We start from the raw sequence: 19,703 nt of genomic DNA on the forward strand, positions 1-19,703 counted from the left end.
GAGCGATCGAGATGATGAAGGCCTGGTGGAAGCGACTGGGCCCAGAGGCCGGCTGGTCCAGCTTCTGGCTGGTGGTGATCGTCGTCATGGCGGCAACCTGGTCCACCCTCCGGGCGGACTGGGCTGATGGGCTCGACATCTTACCAGGGATTGCCGCTACCGGACTCTTTGTCGGGCTCGTGCTGTCGGAATGGCGGCGCTTGCCCATCTGGCTATCGCACTTTGCGATGGTGCTCGCTGGGATCGTGGTTATCCTGTGGCGGATGAGCCGGCAACTCAGCGACGACCTGGGTGGCTGGAGCGATAAGCTGTTGTTCCTCTGGACTCGCTGGGTGCAGTGGTTCTCGGCGATCCGCCAGGGGGAGCGCGCTGAGGACCTCTACCTCTTCATCCTATTGATGGCCGCGATTCACTACCTGATCGCCTACTGCGCGACGTGGCTGGTGCTGCGGCGACGGCATCCGTGGTTGAGCGTGTTGCTGCCTGGGATCGTCCTGCTGACGAACCTGGGCTACTCCCGCAAGGTATCGATCGCCTACCTGCTCCTCTACCTGTTCGCCGCCATGGTGCTGGTGGGCAGGGTGAACCTGGCGGCGCGCGAGTGGTCATGGCGGCGCCTGGGGGTGCCCTACTCCGGAGCGATTGCCTGGCAGGCGATGTGGGTGCTCACCTACCTGGCGATCGCGGTGATGATCGGCGGATGGTTGGTGCCGTTGACCCTCCACAGCGAGCGCGTCGCCGCGGCCTGGCGGCAGGTAGATCAGCCGTGGGAGCGCGCGCGCGACACACTCGCCCAGTGGTTCCCATCGGTGCGAGGGCCGGGCGGACGCGCGGTGGGCGGCTTCGCCAGCTTCGGCAGCTCCTTCCAGCTCGGTGGCCCGCTCAGGCTCAGTGACGAGCCGGTCCTGCTAGTGACCGGAGAGAGCGCGCCCTACCTCGTCGCCCACCGGTACAACATCTTCACGGGGCAGGGTTGGCAGACGGACCTGGACCCTGCCAACCAGAGCAATCCCTCATCGCCCGCCCAGAGCCCAGGCCTCGTGGATGGACCACTGGTGGAGCTGCGCGCCGACGAGCCACTGCCGGCCGTGGCCTGGGCATCGGAATCGCGAGTGGAGCAGCGGTTCGCCGTGGAAGTTATCCAGCCGCGCAGCGCTGTGATCTTCACCACCGGCCAGCCGGTGTCGGTAAGCCGGCCGGTGCGGGTTCAGATGAGCTGGTTCGATAGTAACGGCACGATGATCGATGTCCAGCGGGTCGAACTCGATGCCGCTCCCCCTGAGCTGCGGCCGCTGATCGAGCTGCTGAAGAAGGCGGATTTCACCCCGCCGCAACCGACACCGACGCCGGTGCCGGAATCGACCGGGCCAACGCCGGAACCCACCCCGCAAGACTCCCAGCAGGCGACGCCCTCTCCGGGGGCGGAGCCCTCCCCAGCTTCCGCGGAAGAGCAGCCGGAGTACGGGTCTCCTCCCGAGTTGCCGCAGATTCAGGCGCTGCTCCGCCAGCTCCGGCAGCGGGGTATCGAGGCGTCCTACTACATCGACAAACAAGGTGGCTACCGGGTCACCTACCTGTGGTACAGCGGACCGCTGCCAGTCTATGACGATATCGAGGCGCTCTTCGCCCAGGATGCCGTGCGCCAGGGCTTCCGATACGAGGTGACCTCCAGCGTCAGCGTGGCGACGCCGGACCAGCTCCGCCAAGCCGCTGAGCGGGCGATGCAGCTCGTACCGGCAGACGGCGACCCGTTCATGGCCTGGCAAGAGGTGACGGCAACCGACTACGGGTTCTATCCGGAACCGATCTACGCGCGTTACACGCAGCTTCCTCCCGTCGTCTCTGCCCGCACGGTCGAGCTCGCTCACTCGCTCGCTTCCGGCAAGACCAACGCGTACGACGTGGCGGAGGCGATCGAGAGCTACCTGCGCACGCACATCACCTACAACGAGAACGTCGCGCAACCGCGCGTTCCCGACGTGGTCGACTACATCCTCTTCGAGCGCCCTGAAGGCTATTGCACGTACTATGCGACCACGATGGTGGTCCTGCTACGGATTCTCGGGATCCCGAGCCGGATGGTGGTGGGCTACTACCCGGCGGATTACGATCAGCAGGCCGGCGGCTACCTCTACCGTGATCGCAACGCGCACGCCTGGGTCGAGGTCTACTTTCCCGGTTACGGCTGGATTCCCTTCGAGCCGACCGCGGCGCGTTCGCCGATCCAGCGCGGGATCGTGCCGGGCGTTGAGGGGCTCAGCGGCTCCACCGAGCCCGGCAGCCTGCAGCCACCCTTCCCGACCGATGGTCGCCAGTTTGGCTTCCCTGAGGACTTCATGCCGCCCGAAGGGAGCGGCGGAGTAGGCGCGTTAGGAGCGACCCCGGAGCAGGCTACGCCACGCTGGATGATTGCCCTGCGTGGCCTCGTCCTCGTGCTCGCGCTGGCGGTCACGGCTGCGCTGGTCGCCTGGTTCTGGGGCACGAGAGGGTTGTCACCAGTCGGCCAGCTTATGCTCAAAGTGCAGCGGGCGTCTCGCCTCGCTGGGCTCCCGCACGAGCCGACGATGACGCCGTACGAACTCGCGTCCGTCGTCGGCCGGGCGTTTCCGGGTACGCGCCATTACGCATGGCTGCTCGCTGACCTGTACACGCGCGAGCGGTACGGCGGGCGCGCACCGACACCCGAGGAGGTGGAACAAGCCCGGCGGGCCTGGCGGCAGCTTCGTGGGCGCTTCGTGCGCCAGTTCCTCCGCGCGCGCTTGCGGGTCGGGCCGCCGGAGGTCGCATCGGCACAGTGAGGGCCGCGCATCCGATGGGTAGCGTCTACGTCGTCGGCAGCGTGAATACCGACCTGGTCGTGAGGACGCCCCGGTTCCCGGTGGCAGGCGAGACCGTGGTGGGCGAGGCGTTCGCGACGTATGGCGGAGGCAAAGGAGCGAACCAGGCGATCGCCGCTGCGCGGATGGGCGCGCGCGTCGGGCTGGTCGGGGCCGTCGGAGACGACCCGTATAGCGAGCAGCGCCTGGCCGATCTCGTGGGTGACCAGGTGGACATAGCGACCGTCGCTCGTCGTCCCAGGGTCGCAGGTGGTGTCGCGCTGATCCTCGTCACGCAGTCAGGGGAGAATGCGATCACGATCGTCCCTGGAGCGAACGGAACCGTGACGTCCGATGAGGTAGAGGCGGCTCTGCGCGGTCGTCTCGGGCCGGGAGACGTTGTCTGCGCTCAGCTCGAGGTACCGACGCCCGCCGTCCATGCCGCGATGCAAATCGGCCGGGAGGCGAAGGCGACGACAGTCCTCAACGCGGCGCCGTACAGGCCCGATGCGCGGGAGATGCTCGATCTGGTGGACGTCCTGGTGGTCAACGATCTGGAAGCTCGCCAGCTCGTCGGGGTAGAGAGCGAAGACATATCGGCGATGCAGGTTGTGGAGCGCCTGCAGCGGCTGGGCACGCGCAACGTGATCGTGACTCGCGGCTCGCATGGCGCGCTGTTCGCTCTGCGCGAGGCGCGCTTCGGGGTGCCGGCGCCAGAAGTGCAGGTCGTCGATACGACCGCCGCCGGTGATGCCTTCATCGGCGCGCTGGTGGCGTTGCTAGCCGAAGGACGAGACTGGGAAGTTCTCGCTCCCAGGGCCGTGTGGGCCGGTGCGCTGGCGGTCCAGCGCGCTGGCGCCCAGCCTTCGCTGCCGCGCCGGGTCGAGGTCGAGGAGGCCGTGCGCAAGGTGCCCTTGACGGTTCTACCGGCCGCAGCGTTCTAACGAGCCCCTCGCGTAGCCGGAGTACAGATGATGCCCGCCCCCGGTAGAGCCAGGGGCGGGCAGTCGATCTGGGTCGACCCGGCTATCGGGCGGCAGGGTGCTACCAGTTGAGCGCGGCGACCAGCAGCAGCGCGACGATGTTCACCACTTTGATCATCGGGTTGATAGCGGGGCCGGCCGTATCCTTGTACGGGTCGCCGACCGTATCGCCGGTCACCGCGGCCTGGTGCGCGAAGCTGCCCTTGCCGCCGTGTGCCCCGGCCTCGATCGCCTTCTTCGCATTGTCCCATGCCGCACCACCGGTGGTCATCGAGATAGCGACGAACAAGCCGGTCGTGATGGAGCCGATCAGCAGGCCACCGACCGCTTCCTTCCCGAGCGTCACGCCGACGACGATCGGTCCCAGCACCGGGAGCAGCGCCGGGATCATCATCTCGCGGAGGGCACGGCGGGTGACGATGTCCACCGCGCGGCCGTACTCTGGACGGGCGCGGCCCTCGAGCAAACCGGGGATCTCGCGGAACTGGCGGCGCACCTCCTGCACCACCGCGCCGCCGGCCTTGCCGACCGCGTCCATCAGCATGCTGGCGAACAGGTACGGGAGGGCAGCGCCGACGAGCAGGCCGATCACCACGCGGGGATTGGAGAGCTCGAACTCGACTGCGCCGCTGATCTCCAGGAAGTAGGAGGCGAACAGCACGAGCGCGGCCAGGCCGGCCGAACCGATCGCGTAGGCCTTGGTCACCGCCTTGGTCGTGTTGCCCACGGCGTCCAGCGGGTCGGTCACCGCGCGCACGCTATCAGGCAGCTCCGCCATCTCGGCGATCCCGCCGGCGTTATCGGTAATCGGCCCGAAGGAGTCGATGGCAACGATCATGCCAGTCATCGAGAGCATGGCCATCGCGGCGACAGCCAGGCCGTAGAGGCCGGCGAACGGCGCGTCGGGGGAAACCGTGAGGTTGTACGCCGCATAGATAGCCAGGGCGATCAGGACGATCGGGAGCGCCGTAGCGCGCATCGACACAGCGAGTCCGGAGATGATGTTGGTCGCATGGCCCGTCTCCGAGGCCATCGCGATCTGCTTGACCGGCCCGTACTTCTCCGAGGTGTAGTATTCGGTGAAAATGACGATGCCGATGGTCACGATCAAGCCGATGAGCGCGCAGATCCAGAGCTTGGCCGTCGCCGAGAGCGCGAGCGTGATGCCGAACAGCGTGACCGGGGAGTCGGTGATGACCGGGTTGTCGCCCATCAGCCAGGCTGTCAGGGGCAGGAACAGGATCGCGGCCAGTACCATGCTGGCGACCAGACCCTTGTACAACGCGCGCATGATCGAGCGGCTGCGGTCGAGCCGGACGAAGAAGGTGCCGACGATCGAGGTGAGGATCGAGGCTGCGCCCAAAACGAGCGGGTAGACGATCGCCGTCTCGTCGCCCTGGAAGACCAGGCTGCCGAGGAGCATCGCGGCGATAGCGGTCACCGCGTAGGTCTCGAAGAGGTCGGCGGCCATGCCGGCGCAGTCGCCCACGTTGTCGCCGACGTTGTCGGCGATGACCGCGGGGTTGCGCGGGTCGTCCTCGGGGATACCGGCCTCGACCTTCCCGACCAGGTCAGCGCCGACGTCCGCCGCCTTGGTGTAGATGCCACCCCCGATCCGAGCGAAGACGGAGATCAGGCTGCCGCCGAAGCCCAGGCCGACCAGCGCCCCGACGTCGCGCGTCACCGCGTAGAAGCCACTGACGGCCAGCAGGCCGAGGCCGGCGACGAGGAGCCCGGTCACGGAGCCGCCCCGGAAGGCGACGTTGAGCGCCGACTCCAGGTCACGCTTGCCCGCCTCGGCCGTACGAACATTCGCCCGGACGGCCACGCTCATCCCGATGAAGCCGGCCAGGGCCGAAGCGATCGCTCCGATGAGAAACCCGACCGCAGTCGTCAGGTCGAGAAAGAGCCAGAGCAGCAGCGCGATGACGACCGCGACGATGGCGACGAGCGAGTACTGCCGTCGCATATACGCCTCTGCGCCCTCCTGGATCGCCGAGGCGATTTCCCGCATGCGGTCGTCCCCTGCTGGCAGGGCGAGTACCCAGCGAACCAGCGCGGCGCCGTAGAGGACGGCTGCCACAGCAGCGACGATCGCGATTGTGAGAGCAGTGCCGATCATCCCCCGATGTCCTCCTCCAAATCCCTCTCGGTTCAACCGACTCTCGAGTGTTCGAAGACAGCGGTACCGCCTAGTGAGAACCGGTGGATTGCAGTTCCCAGCGCTGCCCACGGTCGTCTGGAAGACCAGCTCGCGTGGTGGGCCGGGCGGCGGACGATCCGCCGCGAGCAACCACTGGGCAAGGAAACGCCGGCCTCGCAGAGCGTGCATGCCGAAGGCCGGGCGCCCGGTCTAGAAGTATGCCTTGGAGCGAGCTCTCTGTCGTGTGTCCTCTCCCAAGGTCACCGCGATGCGCGAGCGACACTCAAAGCTTGTACAGCGCCAGCATCGCGAGCGTAATGCCGATCGCAACCGTCATGCCCCATGCGAACATGCCGCGCAGGAGCGGTGCATCGAACTTGAGGTGCATATAGAACCCGACGACGAGCACGAACTTGGCTGCCGAGAGCACGAGCAGGATCGGCACGAGCGCGGCGCCGAAGAACGACTCGAGATAGTACGTGGCGACTTCGATGATCGTCACGATGGCGAGAATGACCGCAATCTTGACGTAGGTTACCGGTCCTGGATGAGCCCGTTCCACGACTGGCTGTCCCTGCTGCACAGTTCAACTCCTCTCGCTCGCGGCCCGCACGTGCGCCTGTCGGTTCAGTACGGGATCAGGTAGACGAGCGTGAAGATGACGATCCACACGATGTCGACGAAGTGCCAGTAGAGCCCGGCGATCTCGACGCGCTCGGCGTCGGCTGGACTCAACCGGCCGAACAGCGACATCAGGATGAGCGTCACCAGCCAGATGATGCCGATACCGACGTGCGTGCCGTGGAAACCGGTCAGCACGAAGAAAGTCGTCCCGAACAGGTTCTGCTCCAGAGACAGCCCGTGGTGATAGAACTCGGTGAACTCGAAATACTGGCCTCCGAGGAAGAGGGCGCCCAGCGCCGCGGTGGCGCCGAGCCACACGCGGAACCGGCGCATGTTGCCGTGCTGGATCCCGTGCAGCGCGAGCACCATCGCGAGACTGCTCAGCAACAGAACGGCCGCGCTGACCGAGGTATAGGGAATGTTCAGGATCTCCTGAGGATACGGCCCCTCGAGGCTCCGGCCCCGGTAGACCATGTAGACCCAGATCAGCGAGCCGAAGAACATGCAGTCCGAGGCCAGGAAGGCCCACATCAGCATCTTGTTGTGCGAGATGCCGGTAGTGGTGTGATGCGCTTGCGGTGCGTGGCCGACTGCCGTGCCGTCGCTCAACGTTCCTGCTCCTCCCTACCTACGACTTCGGGGTCCCCAGGCTGCTAGCCAGCGAAACGTTCCTCGGATTCCTATGCGTGTGACTCCTCATGGATCGGCTCGAACGTCCAGCCCAGCAGGCTCACGACCACCATCGCGATGCCGAGCCCAACGATGGGGAAGCCGAGAGATGCGAGCGACTCAGTTGCGTGCACCACCATGCCCGCGCCCATGAGCGTGAGCCCGGCCGCTGTCGTGAGCGGGAACCACGAGGGCGGTGGGAGGTGGATGTGCGCGGACTGACCGTGACCAGCGCTCGAGCCGTGCCCTGCTTCGTCGCCAGAGCCAGCGTTGTGCGGATTGTGCGGGTTGTGCCCTGACTCCGCGCCGTGCCGTTCCGGAGCTGGCCCGACGACTTCTTCGGCGCCGTACTTCTCGATCCAGAACGCATCGCGCCCGCGTACCACCGGCACCACATCGAAGTTATGGGCCGGCGGTGGCGAGGGGATCGCCCATTCGAGAGTGCGGCCGTCCCAGGGGTCGGCTGGCGCGTCAGCCGGCTTCCGCAGCGTCGTCAGCATGTTCACGAAGAGCAAGAGCGTGGAAGCCCCGAGCAGGTAGGCGCCGATCGATGCGACGAGGTTCCACAGATCCCAGCCCATATCCGCGCTGTAGGTGAAGACCCGGCGCGGCATGCCGTCGACCCCGAGGAAGTGCATCGGGAAGAAGGTGAGGTTGAAGCCGATGAGCGTGAGCCAGAAGTGCAGCTTGCCCAGCCGCTCGTCCAGCATTCGTCCGAACATCTTGGGGAACCAGTAGTAGATGGCGGCCATGATCGCCAGCAGCGACCCGCCGAACAGCACGTAGTGGAAGTGCGCCACCACGAAGTAGGAGTCCGTCTGCCAGTAGTCTACGGGCACGCTGGCGTGCATGACACCCGAGATGCCGCCGATCGTGAACATGGCGATGAAGGAGGCGGCGAAGAGGAGCGCCGTCTTCATCTCGATAGCGCCGCCCCAGAGCGTGCCGAGCCAGTTGAAGATCTTCACCCCGGTGGGGATCGCAATCAGCATGGTCGTGGTTGCGAAGACGGCATTCGGCACTGGCCCTAGACCGACGGCAAACATATGGTGCGCCCACACGCCGAAGGAGAGGAAGGCGATGACGATGCCGGCGAACACGACGAAGGTATAGCCGAAGAGTGGCTTGCGCGAGAAGGTCGGGAGGATCTCGGAGATCATACCCATCGGGGGTAGGATCAGGATGTAGACCTCCGGGTGACCGAAGATCCAGAACAGGTGCTGCCAGATCACAGGGTCACCACCGGCAGCCGGGTTGAAGAAGTTCGTCCCGAAGTAGCGGTCGAACATGATCATGACCAAGCCGACGGTCAGCGAGGGGAAGGCGAGCAGGATAAGAACGGCGGTGACGAGCGTCATCCAGACGAACACGGGCATGCGCATCAGGCTCATACCTGGCGCCCGCATGTTGACGATGGTCACGAAGAAGTTGAGCGCCGAGGCCAGGGTAGCGACGCCGAGCACCTGGAGGCCCATGACCCAGAAGTCGATGTTCAGCCCGGGCGAATAGAGGCGGCTACTGGTCAAGTTCGCGTAGCCGAACCAGCCACCGTCTGGCGCCGCGCCGAACAGGAAGCTGCTGAGCAGCAGCAGGCTACCGAACAGGAAGGCCCAGTAGCTGAACGCGTTCAGCCGCGGGAAGGCCACGTCGCGGGCGCCGATCATGAGCGGGACGAAGAAGTTGAAGAAGGCAGCGTTGAGTGGCATCACGACCAGGAAGATCATGATCGTGCCGTGCATCGTGAAGACTTCGTTGTAAGTCTGTGGCCCCAGGAAGGTGTTGTCCGGCACGATCAACTGCGTGCGGATGAGTAGTGCCAGCAAGCCGCCGATCAACAGGAAGGCGAGCGACGACCAGAAGTAGAGGATGCCGATCTTCTTGTGGTCGACGGTCGTCAGCCACTCGACGAGCGCCGAGCGCTCGTAGCGTGCTCGTTCCAGCTTGAGTGCGGACTCGACCATCTGCTCGAACTCCTCTAGCTCAGTATCGGCGTGCGGGCTACTGCAAGCTCATCAGGTACGCGACAAGCGCTTCGATCTCTTCATCGGTGAGCTGTCGCGGAAGGACCATCTTGTTGCCGGGCTTGACGGCTTGCGGGTTTCTAAGCCATTGCGCGAGGTTCTCCGGGGTGTTTTCGAGCACCCCACCGGCGATAATACCACGACTCCCGACGTGGGTGAGATTGGGGCCGACCTGCCCCTTGGCGTCGGTTCCGGCAACAGCGTGGCAGCCGATGCAGGCATTGGCCGGCGTCAGGAACAGCTCGCGCCCCCGCGCGGCGAGCGGGTCGGCTGGCACCTCGGCTGCGGGTTGCTGCTGCTGGCGGATCCAGGCGTCGAACTCCTCCTGTGTCTGCACGATGACCTGGAACTTCATATTCGCGTGCTGGATCCCGCAGAACTCCGCGCACTGGCCCGGAAAGGTCCCTACCTCCTCCGGCGTGAACGACAGGACATTGTTCCAGCCAGGGATCACGTCGCGCTTGCCGGCGAGCCTGGGGATCCAGAAGCTGTGAATGACATCCTCCGAATCCATCTCGAGGCGAACCGGTCGATCGACCACCACGTGGAGCTCGTTTGCCGTCACCACGTTGTACTCGGGATACTGGAACTCCCACCACCACTGGTGGCCGATGACGCGGACAGTGAGGGCGTCCGGACCCGGGTCCCGATCCAGCTCGAACATCAGCGAGAGCGTGGGCACGGCGATGATCGCCAGGATGATGGCCGGAACCATCGTCCAGGCGATCTCTAATCTGGTGTTCCCGTGCAGTTGCTCGGGGCGCCGGTCCTCTCCCGGACGGCGGCGGAAGCGCCAGAGGGCGAAAAGCAGGATCGCGGTGACCAGGACAAAAACGAGGACGGAGAGCCAGAAGATCGGGACGAAGAGGTCCCAGATCTTGCGCATACTGTCCCCAGCCGGGCGATTGACCGACTGCGGACTTCCGCCGATTACCGCGCAGCCGCTCGCGATCACCGGCAACAGCGAGAGCAGGGCAACGACCAGGGACCGCTTCCAGAGCCTCCCTCTCGTCATACAGCTCCTCACTTCACGCCAACAGGCGCCCGGGCCAACGCGTGCCCGAGCAGCTCCCCTTCTCTGGAAGCTATCCTACACCAGTGCGAGGAACCTGTCATGATCGGGATTTTCCCGACAAGTACGGGTGCTGCTTCCGTTATGCTCTGATCCAGGACGTCTAGATTCCGGAGATGGGGAATCTGGAGGTATCGCGGTCCACCTGCGGAGGGGTCAGCTATCGGATGAATCGTGCGACTCTGGTCCGCGCTGCTCTGTGGGGTCTGCTCAAGCGCTGCCCGAAGTGTGGCGAAGGGAAGATTTTCCAGGGATGGTTCGCGCTCGTCCCACGCTGCCCGCGATGCGGCCTGGTTTTCGAACGGGAGGAAGGCTACTGGACAGGAGCTATGGCCATCAACATCGGGGTAACCGAGCTGGTCTTCGTGATCGCCCTGGTGGCCGGGCTCGTTCTCACGTGGCCTGCACCTCCGGTTGCCTGGCTGCTCGCGGTTACGATCGCCATCAATGCGCTGTTCCCGGTAGTGTTTTACCCCTTCTCGAAGACGATCTGGATCAGTATCGACCTCGCCCTCCACGCCCTCGATGAGCGCGAGTCGGCGCCGGGAGCCTGAGGCGTTTACATGCCAGCGCGTCGACCTCAGTCTCTCTGATGCACGTCGCTGTGAAAGCGAGGAAACGACGCTGCTGGACGACCCGCGGCGCACTGCGCATCGTGGACGCCGCACGACCGGGAAGCGACGATCTCCCAGCAGGCAGCGGCATCACCGCCGGTGCCGGGCAGAGACCGAGCAGACCGGCGCAGCAGGTCAGCGGTTCGGTGTCCGGGCCGGGGCTTCAGCGTGCTTGCGCAGCGCGTGATGGTCTTCGGGGTTCTCCACGCGGTGCGGGCGGCTGTCCGATCCAGGTGGCGCTGTGACACCGATCTGCGCGTGGCGGTCGAACGCTGCCAGCCGCGCGCGGTTGCAGCGCACCCGCACCCTGGTTCCCGGAGGGATATCGACGTACGAGGGCTGGCTGGTCTGGAGCTGCACCCCGCAGGGGAGCTGCACCAGATAGACCGTCTCCGGGCCCTGGAACTGCCGGGAGAGCACGACTGCGATCCCCTGAGGATCCGCTTCCAGCGACACGTCGCGGGGGCGGACCAGCAGCTCCACGAGGTCGGGAGAACTGGCTCTCGGTTCGAAGGCGAACCGGCCGAGATCCGACTCGGCGAGAACGCCGTTCAGGCGAGCCGGCACGAAGGTCGCCTGGCCGACGAACTGCGCGACTGCCCGGTTGACCGGGTAGTGGTAGACCTTCTCCGGCGTATCGACCTGCTCGATGTGGCCTGCGAGCATCACGGCCATCCGATCGGCGATCGCCATCGCCTCTTGCTGATCGTGGGTGACTAGGACCGCGGTGATGCCGAGTTGCTCCAACAGGCGGCGGAGCTCCACGCGCATCTGCAAGCGAAGCTCCGTGTCCAGGTTGGAGAACGGCTCGTCGAGGAGGAGTACCTGTGGGTTCGGCCCGAGCGCTCGGGCGATTGCGACCCGTTGCTGCTGCCCGCCAGAGAGCTGGTGTGGGTAGCGGTCATGCACGTCCTCGAGCCCGGTGAGCCGGAGGAGATCGCGGATTCGTTCACGCCGTGCAGACCGGGTTAGCCTGCCGAGACCGAATGCGATGTTCTCGGCAACAGTCAGGTGCGGGAAGAGGGCGTAGTCCTGGAAGACCATCCCCACCCCGCGCCGTTCCGGCGGCACGAACCGGTCTTCGCTCGCGACCACCTCCCCGTTCAGCGCCACTGTACCGGCATCCGGACGCTCGAACCCGGCGATGAGCCGCAGCGTCGTCGTCTTGCCGCAGCCGCTGGGGCCGAGCAGCGCAAGGATCTCGCCCCGGTAGACGGTGAGATCAAGGTCGCGGACGGCTGGCTCCTCGTTGCCAGGATACCGCTTCCAGACGCCGGAAAGCTGGATGGCCGGTTGCATGTTCCGCATGGTCCTCCCGCCCTGCTGCGATCGGCAGCGCTGCAAGTCTACCAGGTCGACGTTTCCGGCTCTCCGGTGTGCTTCCTGTCGCTCGCTGCTGCCGAGCGCCTCTGCTCAGCCGGCTGCTGGCGCCAGGTGAGGATTCCCATCGGGAGCGCGGCCACCAGGAAGAGCACCAGTGCCGGCAGCGCGGCGTGCGACCAGAACAGCTCGCGCGTCGCGTTCCACACCTCGGTGGCCAGGGTATCGTAGCCGATCGGGCTCAGAAGCAAGGTTACCGGGAGTTCCTTGATCGTCGTCAAGAAGACCAGCGTGCCGCCGCTCGCGATGCCAGGCCAGAGCAGCGGCGCGGTTACTCGCAGCCAGACCCGGAGCGGTGGGTGGCCCAGGCTGCGCCCGGCCTCCTCAAGGTGCGGGCTGACCTGGAGCAGCGAGGCGCGCAGGCTGCCGACCGCTTCGGGAAGGAAACGGATCAGGTAGGCTAGCAGGAGCATAGCGAGCGTCTGGTAGAGCGGCGTCAGGTATCGGGCGCCGAACGACACTAGCGCCAGGGCAGTGACGATGCCGGGGAGGGCATAGCCGATCCACAGTGGCACTTCTACGGTTCGGCTGAGCCAACCCGTGTACCGGACCAGGAGGACGGCGATGGGGAAGGCCGCCACGACCGCAAGCGCCGCGGCGAGCAACGACACCGATGCTGAGTGCCAGGCTGCTCGCCAGGTCAAGGCCAGCGGGTTTCCAGTCCGTAGTGCCTGGAAGAGCCAGTAGCCGATGACGGCGAGCGGCGTGCCGAGCGTCAAGAGCGTCAATCCACCACAGTAGGCTAGCCCGACCAGCTTCCACCGGCCCAGCCTGACCTGGCGACGGGGCCGGGCGGTTCCGGCGCTGCTCCGGTGGTACCGCTGCGGCCCGCGCGAGACGCGCTCGGCGGTGACGATGACGATCGTCAAGCCAGCCAGGATGAGTGCCAGCCCGGCGGCGGCGCTGCGGTCGAAAGCGAGCCGGTACTGGTTGTAGATGACCCGCGTGAAGGCGTCGAAGTTGAGCAGTGAGACCGCGCCGAAGTCGCTCAGGACATACAGAGCGGTGAGCAGCGCGCCGGAGGTCATGGCCGGGCGGAGCTGCGGGAGCGTGATCCGGAAAAAGGTGCTCCACGGCCCGTGACCGAGGGAGCGCGCCGCCTCCTCGAGCGCCGGGTCGAGCGATCCGATCACCCCGCGGAGTGAGAGATAGATGTAGGGGTAGGTGTAGAGGGTGAGAACCAGCCAGGCGCCGGAGAAGCCGTAGATCTCGGGTAGTCGCTCGATGCCGAACAGGGGCTGGAGCAGGCTCTGGAGAGCGCCGCGTGGCCCGAAGGCAGCGACGGCGGTGAACGCCCCAACATAGCTCGGTATCGCGATCGGCAGCGCAGCCAGCACTGACCACAACCGGCGACCGGGGAGATCGGTGCTCATGGTCAGCCAGGCGAGCGGGAGCGAAAGGACCGCGGCGCTGGCAGTAACTGCGAGGGCGAGCAGCATCGTGTTCTGAATCAGGACAAGAGTCCGGTCGCGCCAGAGGGTGGCGAGCGTGTCCTCGCCACCCCCGAGCGCGCGGACGACCAGGTAGAGCAACGGAATCAGCGAGACAACGGTCAGCGTGGCAGCCGGGATCCAGACCAGCGCGGGCACGCCCACCCGGGCGTACCGTATGCGCCGATCTCGTAGTTGCCGAGCTCTCGCCGGTGTCTCACCGATCCCGATCGTCATCTCGAAGCCTGGTTTTGCCTCAGAGCAGCCCGACCTCTTGCAGGAGCGCCAGGGTCCCCTGGAGGTCGTCGAGATCCGAGAGGTCGATATCCGGTGTCTGGATCTCTTCCAGCGGGATCAGCTTCGGGCTCGCCGGAACACCCTCGATCAGCGGGTACTCGAACGTCTGCTCAGCGAAGTATTGCTGCGCCTCCGCTGACAACAAGTAGTCGACGAGTGCCTTTGCCTGCTCCTGGTTTCGACCGGAAGCCAGGATACCCACGCCCGCGACGTTGATGAGGGCGCCGGGGTCGCCGTTGCGATAGAAGTAGTTCTCGGCCGGCAAGTCCTGTCCCGCCTGGGCTTCCTCGCGCACGAGGTAGTAGTGGTTCACGAACCCGGCCTGGATCTCGCCAGCGATCGTCGCCTTGACGATGGCGGTGTTGTTCTCGTACCTCCGTGTCCCGAGCGCCTTCAACCCCTCGAGCCAGGATCGGGCCGCGTCGTCGCCGCGGAGCACGCGCAGCGCGGTGACGAACGCCTGGAACGATCCGTTGGTCGGCGCCCAGCCCAGCCGGTCTCGCCACCGCTCGACGTTGGGGAAATCGAGGATGGAGGCGGGGATGTCGGCCTCGGAGAGCTGGTCGGTGTTGTACACGACCGTTCGGGCACGCCCGCTGATACCTACCCACAGCCCGTCAGGGGAGCGAAAACGGGGCTCGACGCGCTCCAGGACGTCGGCGTCGAGCTGGATGAAGCGTCCTTCGCGCGCGACCGCGCCGAGGGCGCCAGCATCCTGGGCGAAAAAGAGGTCTGCCGGGCTTCGCTCGCCCTCCTCCAGGATCGCGGCCGCCAGCTCGGCGGTATCACCGTAGCGGACGCGGACGTCGATCCCGAGGGCGCTCTGAACCTGATCCATGAGTGGCCCGATCAAGCTCTCGCTCCGTCCCGAGTAGACGGTGAGCGAACCACCGATCGTCCCCCTGGCCGTCGGGGTGGCGGTTGTGGCTGCTGGTGACGGTGAGGCCTGTGTCGCCGGCGTCACCGCGGCCGTGGCAGTCGGCTCGGCTGTAGCTCCTGTGCCGCCAGCCGCTGTCGGCGTCGGGCTCTCTTCCCGGCCGCCGCATGCCTGCAGCAGTGGTAGAGTGGTGCCGGCGGCCAGCGCGGCAACTGCCGTGCGCAGGAACGCCCTTCGATTTACACGGGGCTGCACCGAGTTCCCTCCCTCTCTCGCATTGTGAGCGGTGACGTCACGACCCGGGACGGTGACGCCATCGCACTCGCTCTCGTCGACCGCAGCCGGCGCGCGTCGAATCCCGACCAAGTTTGTCGGGATTATCGTAATCGAGCTGGTGGTGGTTGTCAAGCGGCTTACCCTGCTTCTGTGGCTCCTCCGGGTAGCGAAACCAAGGCGGTACGCGAGGTGAGGTCTGGGTGCGCCCGTTTCGCGTACCGTCGGGGCTTCAATATCACGAGTTGTAAAAACTCACTTGACACGGATCGTATCAATACGATATAGTGTCGCTAGACGGAAGGTCATCACCGTTCGAAAGCGGTGACGGTCGACACAGTTGACGAAGGGAGGGTCGAGCCATGCTGGAGCGGTGGAGCCCATTGACCGAGCTGGATCGGATCGTGAACGAGATGAACCGGTTGCTCGGGGAGACGATCGAGCGCGGGCGAATGCTGCCGCGGGCCTTGGTCTCGAGGCCGGCGACCGATGTCTACGACACGCCGGAGGCGATCGTGATCAAGCTCGCGGTACCCGGCGCGCGTCCCGATGACCTCGAGGTGACGCTGGAGCAGAACACTGTGACGGTTCGGGGTCGCTACGGGTACGCGCTGAGCGAGGAGGAGGCGAAGAGGGCCACCTGGTACCGCCGGGAGATCGGCACGGGCCAGTTCGCCGAGAGCATCGTGCTGCCGGCTCCGGTCGACGCCGAGCATGCTCAGGCGACGGTGGAGAACGGCATCGTCACGCTGACCTTCCCGAAGGCCGAGCAGGCTCGGGTCAAGCGGATCGCCGTGCAGGCCGGGCAGCCACGATCCTCGTAATCGGGAGCACCATTCACGAGTCACAGGGGAGGTGAGCTGATGGCGCCGCGGGTCAAGACCGACGAGGAGATCCAGCAGGACGTACTCGACGAGCTGGACTGGGACCCGGAAGTCGAGGTCACCGACGTCGGCGTCGAAGTGGACGACGGCGTGGTGACGTTGACGGGGACGGTCGATAGCTTCCTCAAGAAGTGGGCCGCCGAGCGGGCGGCGCTCCGGGTCGAGGGCGTGCGAGCCGTCGTGAACCACATCGAGGTGATCCCGAGAGGCGTAGGCGTGCGGACCGACACCGACATCGCTCGCGCGGTCGCCCTGGCCCTGGAGGAGAACCCCTCGGTCCCGGCGGACAAGATCAAGGTGCGGGTCGAGGAAGGCCGGGTCACGCTCGAAGGTGAGGTCGACTGGCACTACCAGCGGCGGGAGGCGGAGGAATCGGCCCGCCGCGTAGCCGGCGTCAAGTCGGTGATCAACCTGATCACCGTCAAGCAGCCGTCGGTCTCGGCGGAGAGTATCAAGGAGCGGATCGAGCAGGCCTTCGTGCGGCACGCGGAGCTGGATGCCGAGAACATCCAGGTTCGAGTGGAGAATGGCGGCCACGTGGTCCTGACTGGCACCGTCCGCTCCTGGGCCGAGCGCAAGGAGGCCGAGGAGGCGGCCTGGCGGTCTCCGGGCGTCACCAAGGTGACCAACATGATCCGGGTCCAGGTCCCGTAGGCGGAGACTGCGACAGCACCGAGCCAGGGAGCCGGGCAATTCCGGCTCCCTGGCGCTTTTGCTCAGCCATCGGTGGAAGGTGTTCCCCCTCGCCTCGCCCGGTATCTCGTCTTCCGGCCGCGGATGCGCGGTTGGAGGTCAGGTTGCGGGCTCGAGCACCAGCCTGTCCGGCCCGAATTGGCTGTGCGTGCGACGCCCACAGAGGAGAAGCATCAGCGCGCAGGGAGCGATCGGCTATGGGAACACATTCCTGATCCCTGTTATCCGCTGGATAGTGCATCGAGGTGGATAACTGGATCGCGCGTGCCTCAGGCGTGCTGGCATAGCCATGCCAGGAGAAGCATTGCGATCACGACGGGGAGCGGCGGAGTGGTCCCGCACGCCGTGAGCGCGAGGAGCGCGACGGCGTTGATTCCGAGCGTCGCGCGGAGGTGGGTGCCGACGGCCTGGCGTGCCGTCGATGTCCCCTGCGACTTTATCGCGATCATCTCGTCGGATGGGCTCATCGGCCCTTGCCCACGCTCCCGTTACCCAGTGGGATGAAGTAGACCCAAATCCCCATGTCGCGGTCCAGCTCTTCCAATCCCAGCGCTGCCGTCGGTACGAGTACCAGCCCTGCCTCGACCTGGGTGCCCACCGGCGGCAGGCGGTCTGGGTCGGCCAGGCCGCTGTAGGCGCACCAATCCCGGCCCGGTGCCTGGTGGATACAGACCATGGTGAAGGCCTGGTCGCACTGCGCGATGGGTGTGCCGTCGCGGGCGCAGAACGCGGTCGCGTTCTCGTCGGGGCCGTAGGCGGTTATCTCGCCGCGGACGATCTGGACGGCCTGCTCCGGCCGGCCGAGCAGGGAGAAGACGAAGGCCGGCCGGAGGAGCGTCGCGCTGAGCGCCGCAACGGCCAGCAGGGCCGCCAGTAGGCTCAGGATCGCGACGATTCGGCAGCGTCCACCGGCCATTGCGGCGACATCTCCTTCCTCCATCTGCCCGGGTGGCAGGCGCGGAAAGCCGATGTGCACTCAGCGGTGGCGCTGATGGCCCGCTCGACCGACCAACTTTAACGAGACAGCCAGCGCGATCGCCACCAGCGCGAACCAGATGCCGAGCTCGATCTGACCAACAGCTGGGCCCAGCGCAAGCAGCGATCCGAACGCAACGATCAAGATCAGTATCACGACTCCGAGTCTCGTCAGCAACTCCTAATAACTCCCTTCGTATGTATAACGTCCGTCACCGTACACATAGATCTTGCTCCACGGATATGCATTGGCATAACAGCCGTAGCGCACGACGCAGTACTCTAAATGGCGTTGCATGTGAGACCAAGCCTGCCATGATCCAGGGCTGCTAGCTTGGTTGACCACCAGTTCCCGGACGTAGATCACTGAGTTCACGTCAGTGACGTAATCATACCGGTTCTGCCATCCAGTAACTACGGAGCCGTTGCCACACCATGCCACATAGTGATGCCACTTGTACAGGCTAAAGCCAAGCAGACTGAACCGTTGGAACCAGACGTCAGCCCACCAGCATCCGGCAGCGCCGACCGCCATGGGTTGAATCAGTACTCCATCGCGCGCTCCGATCTCGACGGGCCGCGTCGGGTCGGGAACCTGCGAGGCTATACCCGGACGGCTGCGGATCAGCTGCAAATCCTCGGCGGTATATGTGCCGCGAGCGATACGATCCAAGGCGGCTGCAATCTCGGGATCTCTACCATTTGACGCGGCTGACGCCGGCACGACGCCGTTCATCGACAACGCTGTCGAGATGAGGACAGCAACTATGAGGACACGTATGCCACGTTTTACTGGTGCCCAGTCCATTTTAAACGAGAGGGGCAGTCGCCGGCGCCGATTGCGCAAATGGCGAATCATTGCTATCTCCTTCGGATAATAGCCTAACTCCCGCCTATGTTGAAACGGATGTCTACCTCCCTTCTATCGAGCATCGCCACACGTCTCGGACAACGTCTTGTTCCCAGCCTAGCTCGCATGCTTGGTGATGTTCTCTCCCCAGGGCTGGGCAATTTTCTCCCCAGGCTGCAAGCGAAGCCCTCGCCGGGCAGTCGTCCTCACAGACAGCTCGTCGCGTTGTCGGCAATCGGATCGCGGACGAGAAGTCGAACGAACCGACATGTCGAACGGCACAGGCGTGATCCAGAACACGGCGATGCTATAGGCAATCGCCAAGATGAGGACGATTAGCACCACCAAAAACCACCTCGGCCGCGCCAGTCGATTCTTCAGCCGTGCTCCTTTGTGCCCCGGTAGCTGCCATCCCCGTTTCCATCGCGCATTAGCCCCCGTCCGGGCGTGGTGATCCCGGATCGAGGGGCACCGCAAGCTCGAGTCCGATCGCCTTCGCGAGCTGGTCGGACAAGAACTGAGCATCGTGGACTTCGCGAGGGCTGAGGTAGAGGCCGGTGGTGACCTCAGCGCAGGAGTCTCCTTCGCAGAACATCTCCTGGGGTGCTCGCCGGATGGATGTATCCCCGAAAATCCTGGCGAGTTCAGGTTCGGGCAGGATGTAGACGAAGACTCGGAACCGGCTAGGGACGTCTACCCGCTGCACTACCGGGTCGCCGGTCGGCTTCCCACCTTTGACAGAGACACCCGGTTCCAGCAGGTACGGTTTCCCGGGACAGCCGATCTCCACGACCGGCGCATTCTGGGCTAATCCGGCCGGCCGCCAGTGCGGATGCTGCGTGAGCGTGGCCAGCGCAGCATCCATCCGCTGGCGAGCGACCTCCAGGTCAACGGTAGCCGCGGCAACCGGCTCGACACACAGCGCCAGGCGATCTCGGTTCGTCGTAAGCAGCAGTCCATCGGTGAAGTGGACGCTCTGAGCCCGAAGCATGCGAGGAACGAGCTCGCGGGCGAGTACCCCGATTGCCAGGATGAGCACGAGCAATATGCCGGTGCGTAGTTGCCACGGAAGACAGCGCATTCCGATTCTTTTCATGGCCTA

At 65.5% G+C, this 19,703-nt stretch carries 18 protein-coding genes; 5 read left to right on the forward strand and 13 right to left on the reverse strand.

The window, feature by feature from the left end:
* The first annotated feature begins 11 nt into the window (after positions 1-11).
* Both NET02_RS00140 and NET02_RS00145 read left to right on the forward strand, forming a co-directional pair.
* Complete coding sequence (locus NET02_RS00140; RefSeq protein WP_284055331.1) at positions 12-2,798, forward strand: transglutaminase domain-containing protein; 2,787 nt, start codon at positions 12-14, stop codon at positions 2,796-2,798.
* 14 nt (positions 2,799-2,812) lie between these two features.
* The gene (locus tag NET02_RS00145; RefSeq protein WP_284055332.1) at positions 2,813-3,760 is read left to right on the forward strand and encodes a ribokinase; all 948 of its coding nucleotides are present in this window, start codon (positions 2,813-2,815) and stop codon (positions 3,758-3,760) included.
* A 100-nt stretch (positions 3,761-3,860) separates the two neighbouring features.
* On the opposite strand, the gene NET02_RS00150 is transcribed toward NET02_RS00145, so the two are convergent.
* The 5 genes from NET02_RS00150 to coxB all read right to left on the reverse strand — a co-directional run bounded on the left by NET02_RS00150 (position 3,861) and on the right by coxB (position 10,271).
* Entirely contained in the window at positions 3,861-5,921 is a 2,061-nt protein-coding gene (locus NET02_RS00150; protein ID WP_284055333.1) for a sodium-translocating pyrophosphatase, read from the reverse strand.
* A gap of 304 nt (positions 5,922-6,225) precedes the next feature.
* The gene (locus NET02_RS00155) at positions 6,226-6,525 is read right to left on the reverse strand and encodes a cytochrome C oxidase subunit IV family protein (protein ID WP_284055334.1); all 300 of its coding nucleotides are present in this window, start codon (positions 6,523-6,525) and stop codon (positions 6,226-6,228) included.
* Positions 6,526-6,569: 44 nt separating this feature from the next.
* On the reverse strand, positions 6,570-7,175 hold the full coding sequence (locus NET02_RS00160) for a cytochrome c oxidase subunit 3 (protein ID WP_284055335.1): 606 nt from the start codon (positions 7,173-7,175) through the stop codon (positions 6,570-6,572).
* 71 nt (positions 7,176-7,246) lie between these two features.
* Positions 7,247-9,196: a cytochrome c oxidase subunit I gene (gene ctaD / locus NET02_RS00165; protein WP_284055336.1), complete on the reverse strand. Its 1,950-nt coding sequence runs from the start codon at positions 9,194-9,196 to the stop codon at positions 7,247-7,249.
* Positions 9,197-9,233: 37 nt separating this feature from the next.
* Positions 9,234-10,271: a cytochrome c oxidase subunit II gene (coxB, locus tag NET02_RS00170; protein ID WP_284055337.1), complete on the reverse strand. Its 1,038-nt coding sequence runs from the start codon at positions 10,269-10,271 to the stop codon at positions 9,234-9,236.
* 224 nt (positions 10,272-10,495) lie between these two features.
* On the opposite strand from coxB, the gene NET02_RS00175 reads away from it, so the two are divergent.
* Positions 10,496-10,882, forward strand: a complete 387-nt coding sequence (locus tag NET02_RS00175) for a DUF983 domain-containing protein (RefSeq protein ID WP_284055338.1) — start codon at positions 10,496-10,498, stop codon at positions 10,880-10,882.
* 195 nt (positions 10,883-11,077) lie between these two features.
* Here the strand turns inward: NET02_RS00175 and NET02_RS00180 are convergent, their stop codons facing one another.
* From NET02_RS00180 to NET02_RS00190, 3 genes are read right to left on the reverse strand one after another with little or no spacing between them, the layout of a single operon-like run.
* Complete coding sequence (locus tag NET02_RS00180) at positions 11,078-12,250, reverse strand: ABC transporter ATP-binding protein (protein WP_284055339.1); 1,173 nt, start codon at positions 12,248-12,250, stop codon at positions 11,078-11,080.
* A gap of 38 nt (positions 12,251-12,288) precedes the next feature.
* Positions 12,289-13,989 carry an ABC transporter permease gene (locus NET02_RS00185; protein WP_284055340.1) on the reverse strand — a complete coding sequence of 567 codons (1,701 nt, stop codon included), beginning with the start codon at positions 13,987-13,989 and terminating at the stop codon, positions 12,289-12,291.
* A 19-nt stretch (positions 13,990-14,008) separates the two neighbouring features.
* The gene (locus tag NET02_RS00190) at positions 14,009-15,181 is read right to left on the reverse strand and encodes an iron ABC transporter substrate-binding protein (protein ID WP_284055341.1); all 1,173 of its coding nucleotides are present in this window, start codon (positions 15,179-15,181) and stop codon (positions 14,009-14,011) included.
* A 380-nt stretch (positions 15,182-15,561) separates the two neighbouring features.
* Between NET02_RS00190 and NET02_RS00195 the strand changes: the two genes are divergently transcribed.
* The gene (locus NET02_RS00195) at positions 15,562-16,023 is read left to right on the forward strand and encodes an Hsp20/alpha crystallin family protein (RefSeq protein ID WP_284055342.1); all 462 of its coding nucleotides are present in this window, start codon (positions 15,562-15,564) and stop codon (positions 16,021-16,023) included.
* 39 nt (positions 16,024-16,062) lie between these two features.
* Positions 16,063-16,737 (forward strand): BON domain-containing protein, encoded by a 675-nt coding sequence (locus NET02_RS00200; protein ID WP_284055343.1) that lies wholly within the window; start codon positions 16,063-16,065, stop codon positions 16,735-16,737.
* Between the two features lie 308 nt (positions 16,738-17,045).
* Here the strand turns inward: NET02_RS00200 and NET02_RS00205 are convergent, their stop codons facing one another.
* The 5 genes from NET02_RS00205 to NET02_RS00225 all read right to left on the reverse strand — a co-directional run bounded on the left by NET02_RS00205 (position 17,046) and on the right by NET02_RS00225 (position 19,697).
* On the reverse strand, positions 17,046-17,243 hold the full coding sequence (locus NET02_RS00205; RefSeq protein WP_284055344.1) for a hypothetical protein: 198 nt from the start codon (positions 17,241-17,243) through the stop codon (positions 17,046-17,048).
* Complete coding sequence (locus NET02_RS00210) at positions 17,240-17,692, reverse strand: hypothetical protein (protein WP_284055345.1); 453 nt, start codon at positions 17,690-17,692, stop codon at positions 17,240-17,242. Before NET02_RS00210 ends, NET02_RS00205 begins: the two co-directional genes overlap by 4 nt.
* A 60-nt stretch (positions 17,693-17,752) precedes the next feature.
* Positions 17,753-17,929 (reverse strand): hypothetical protein, encoded by a 177-nt coding sequence (locus NET02_RS00215; RefSeq protein WP_284055346.1) that lies wholly within the window; start codon positions 17,927-17,929, stop codon positions 17,753-17,755.
* A gap of 3 nt (positions 17,930-17,932) precedes the next feature.
* Positions 17,933-18,610, reverse strand: a complete 678-nt coding sequence (locus NET02_RS00220; protein ID WP_284055347.1) for a hypothetical protein — start codon at positions 18,608-18,610, stop codon at positions 17,933-17,935.
* Between the two features lie 421 nt (positions 18,611-19,031).
* Positions 19,032-19,697, reverse strand: coding sequence for a hypothetical protein (locus NET02_RS00225; protein ID WP_284055348.1), 666 nt, complete (start codon positions 19,695-19,697; stop codon positions 19,032-19,034).
* Positions 19,698-19,703: the final 6 nt, after the last annotated feature.

It is taken from the genome of Thermalbibacter longus (genome assembly GCF_023806485.1).
GTDB classification, from domain to species: domain Bacteria; phylum Chloroflexota; class Chloroflexia; order Thermomicrobiales; family Thermomicrobiaceae; genus Thermalbibacter; species Thermalbibacter longus.

Bases quoted from the DNA above. Each gene is read 5' to 3' on its own strand.
- NET02_RS00150 (WP_284055333.1), bottom strand. From the start codon at position 5,921: ATGATCGGCACTGCTCTCACAATCGCGATCGTCGCTGCTGTGGCAGCC.
- NET02_RS00175 (WP_284055338.1), top strand. From the start codon at position 10,496: ATGAATCGTGCGACTCTGGTCCGCGCTGCTCTGTGGGGTCTGCTCAAG.
- NET02_RS00145 (WP_284055332.1), top strand. From the start codon at position 2,813: ATGGGTAGCGTCTACGTCGTCGGCAGCGTGAATACCGACCTGGTCGTG.
- NET02_RS00180 (WP_284055339.1), bottom strand. From the start codon at position 12,250: ATGCGGAACATGCAACCGGCCATCCAGCTTTCCGGCGTCTGGAAGCGG.
- coxB (WP_284055337.1), bottom strand. From the start codon at position 10,271: ATGACGAGAGGGAGGCTCTGGAAGCGGTCCCTGGTCGTTGCCCTGCTC.
- NET02_RS00195 (WP_284055342.1), top strand. From the start codon at position 15,562: ATGCTGGAGCGGTGGAGCCCATTGACCGAGCTGGATCGGATCGTGAAC.
- NET02_RS00205 (WP_284055344.1), bottom strand. From the start codon at position 17,243: ATGAGCCCATCCGACGAGATGATCGCGATAAAGTCGCAGGGGACATCG.
- NET02_RS00185 (WP_284055340.1), bottom strand. From the start codon at position 13,989: ATGACGATCGGGATCGGTGAGACACCGGCGAGAGCTCGGCAACTACGA.
- NET02_RS00210 (WP_284055345.1), bottom strand. From the start codon at position 17,692: ATGGCCGGTGGACGCTGCCGAATCGTCGCGATCCTGAGCCTACTGGCG.
- NET02_RS00220 (WP_284055347.1), bottom strand. From the start codon at position 18,610: ATGATTCGCCATTTGCGCAATCGGCGCCGGCGACTGCCCCTCTCGTTT.
- NET02_RS00140 (WP_284055331.1), top strand. From the start codon at position 12: ATGATGAAGGCCTGGTGGAAGCGACTGGGCCCAGAGGCCGGCTGGTCC.
- NET02_RS00200 (WP_284055343.1), top strand. From the start codon at position 16,063: ATGGCGCCGCGGGTCAAGACCGACGAGGAGATCCAGCAGGACGTACTC.
- ctaD (WP_284055336.1), bottom strand. From the start codon at position 9,196: ATGGTCGAGTCCGCACTCAAGCTGGAACGAGCACGCTACGAGCGCTCG.
- NET02_RS00225 (WP_284055348.1), bottom strand. From the start codon at position 19,697: ATGAAAAGAATCGGAATGCGCTGTCTTCCGTGGCAACTACGCACCGGC.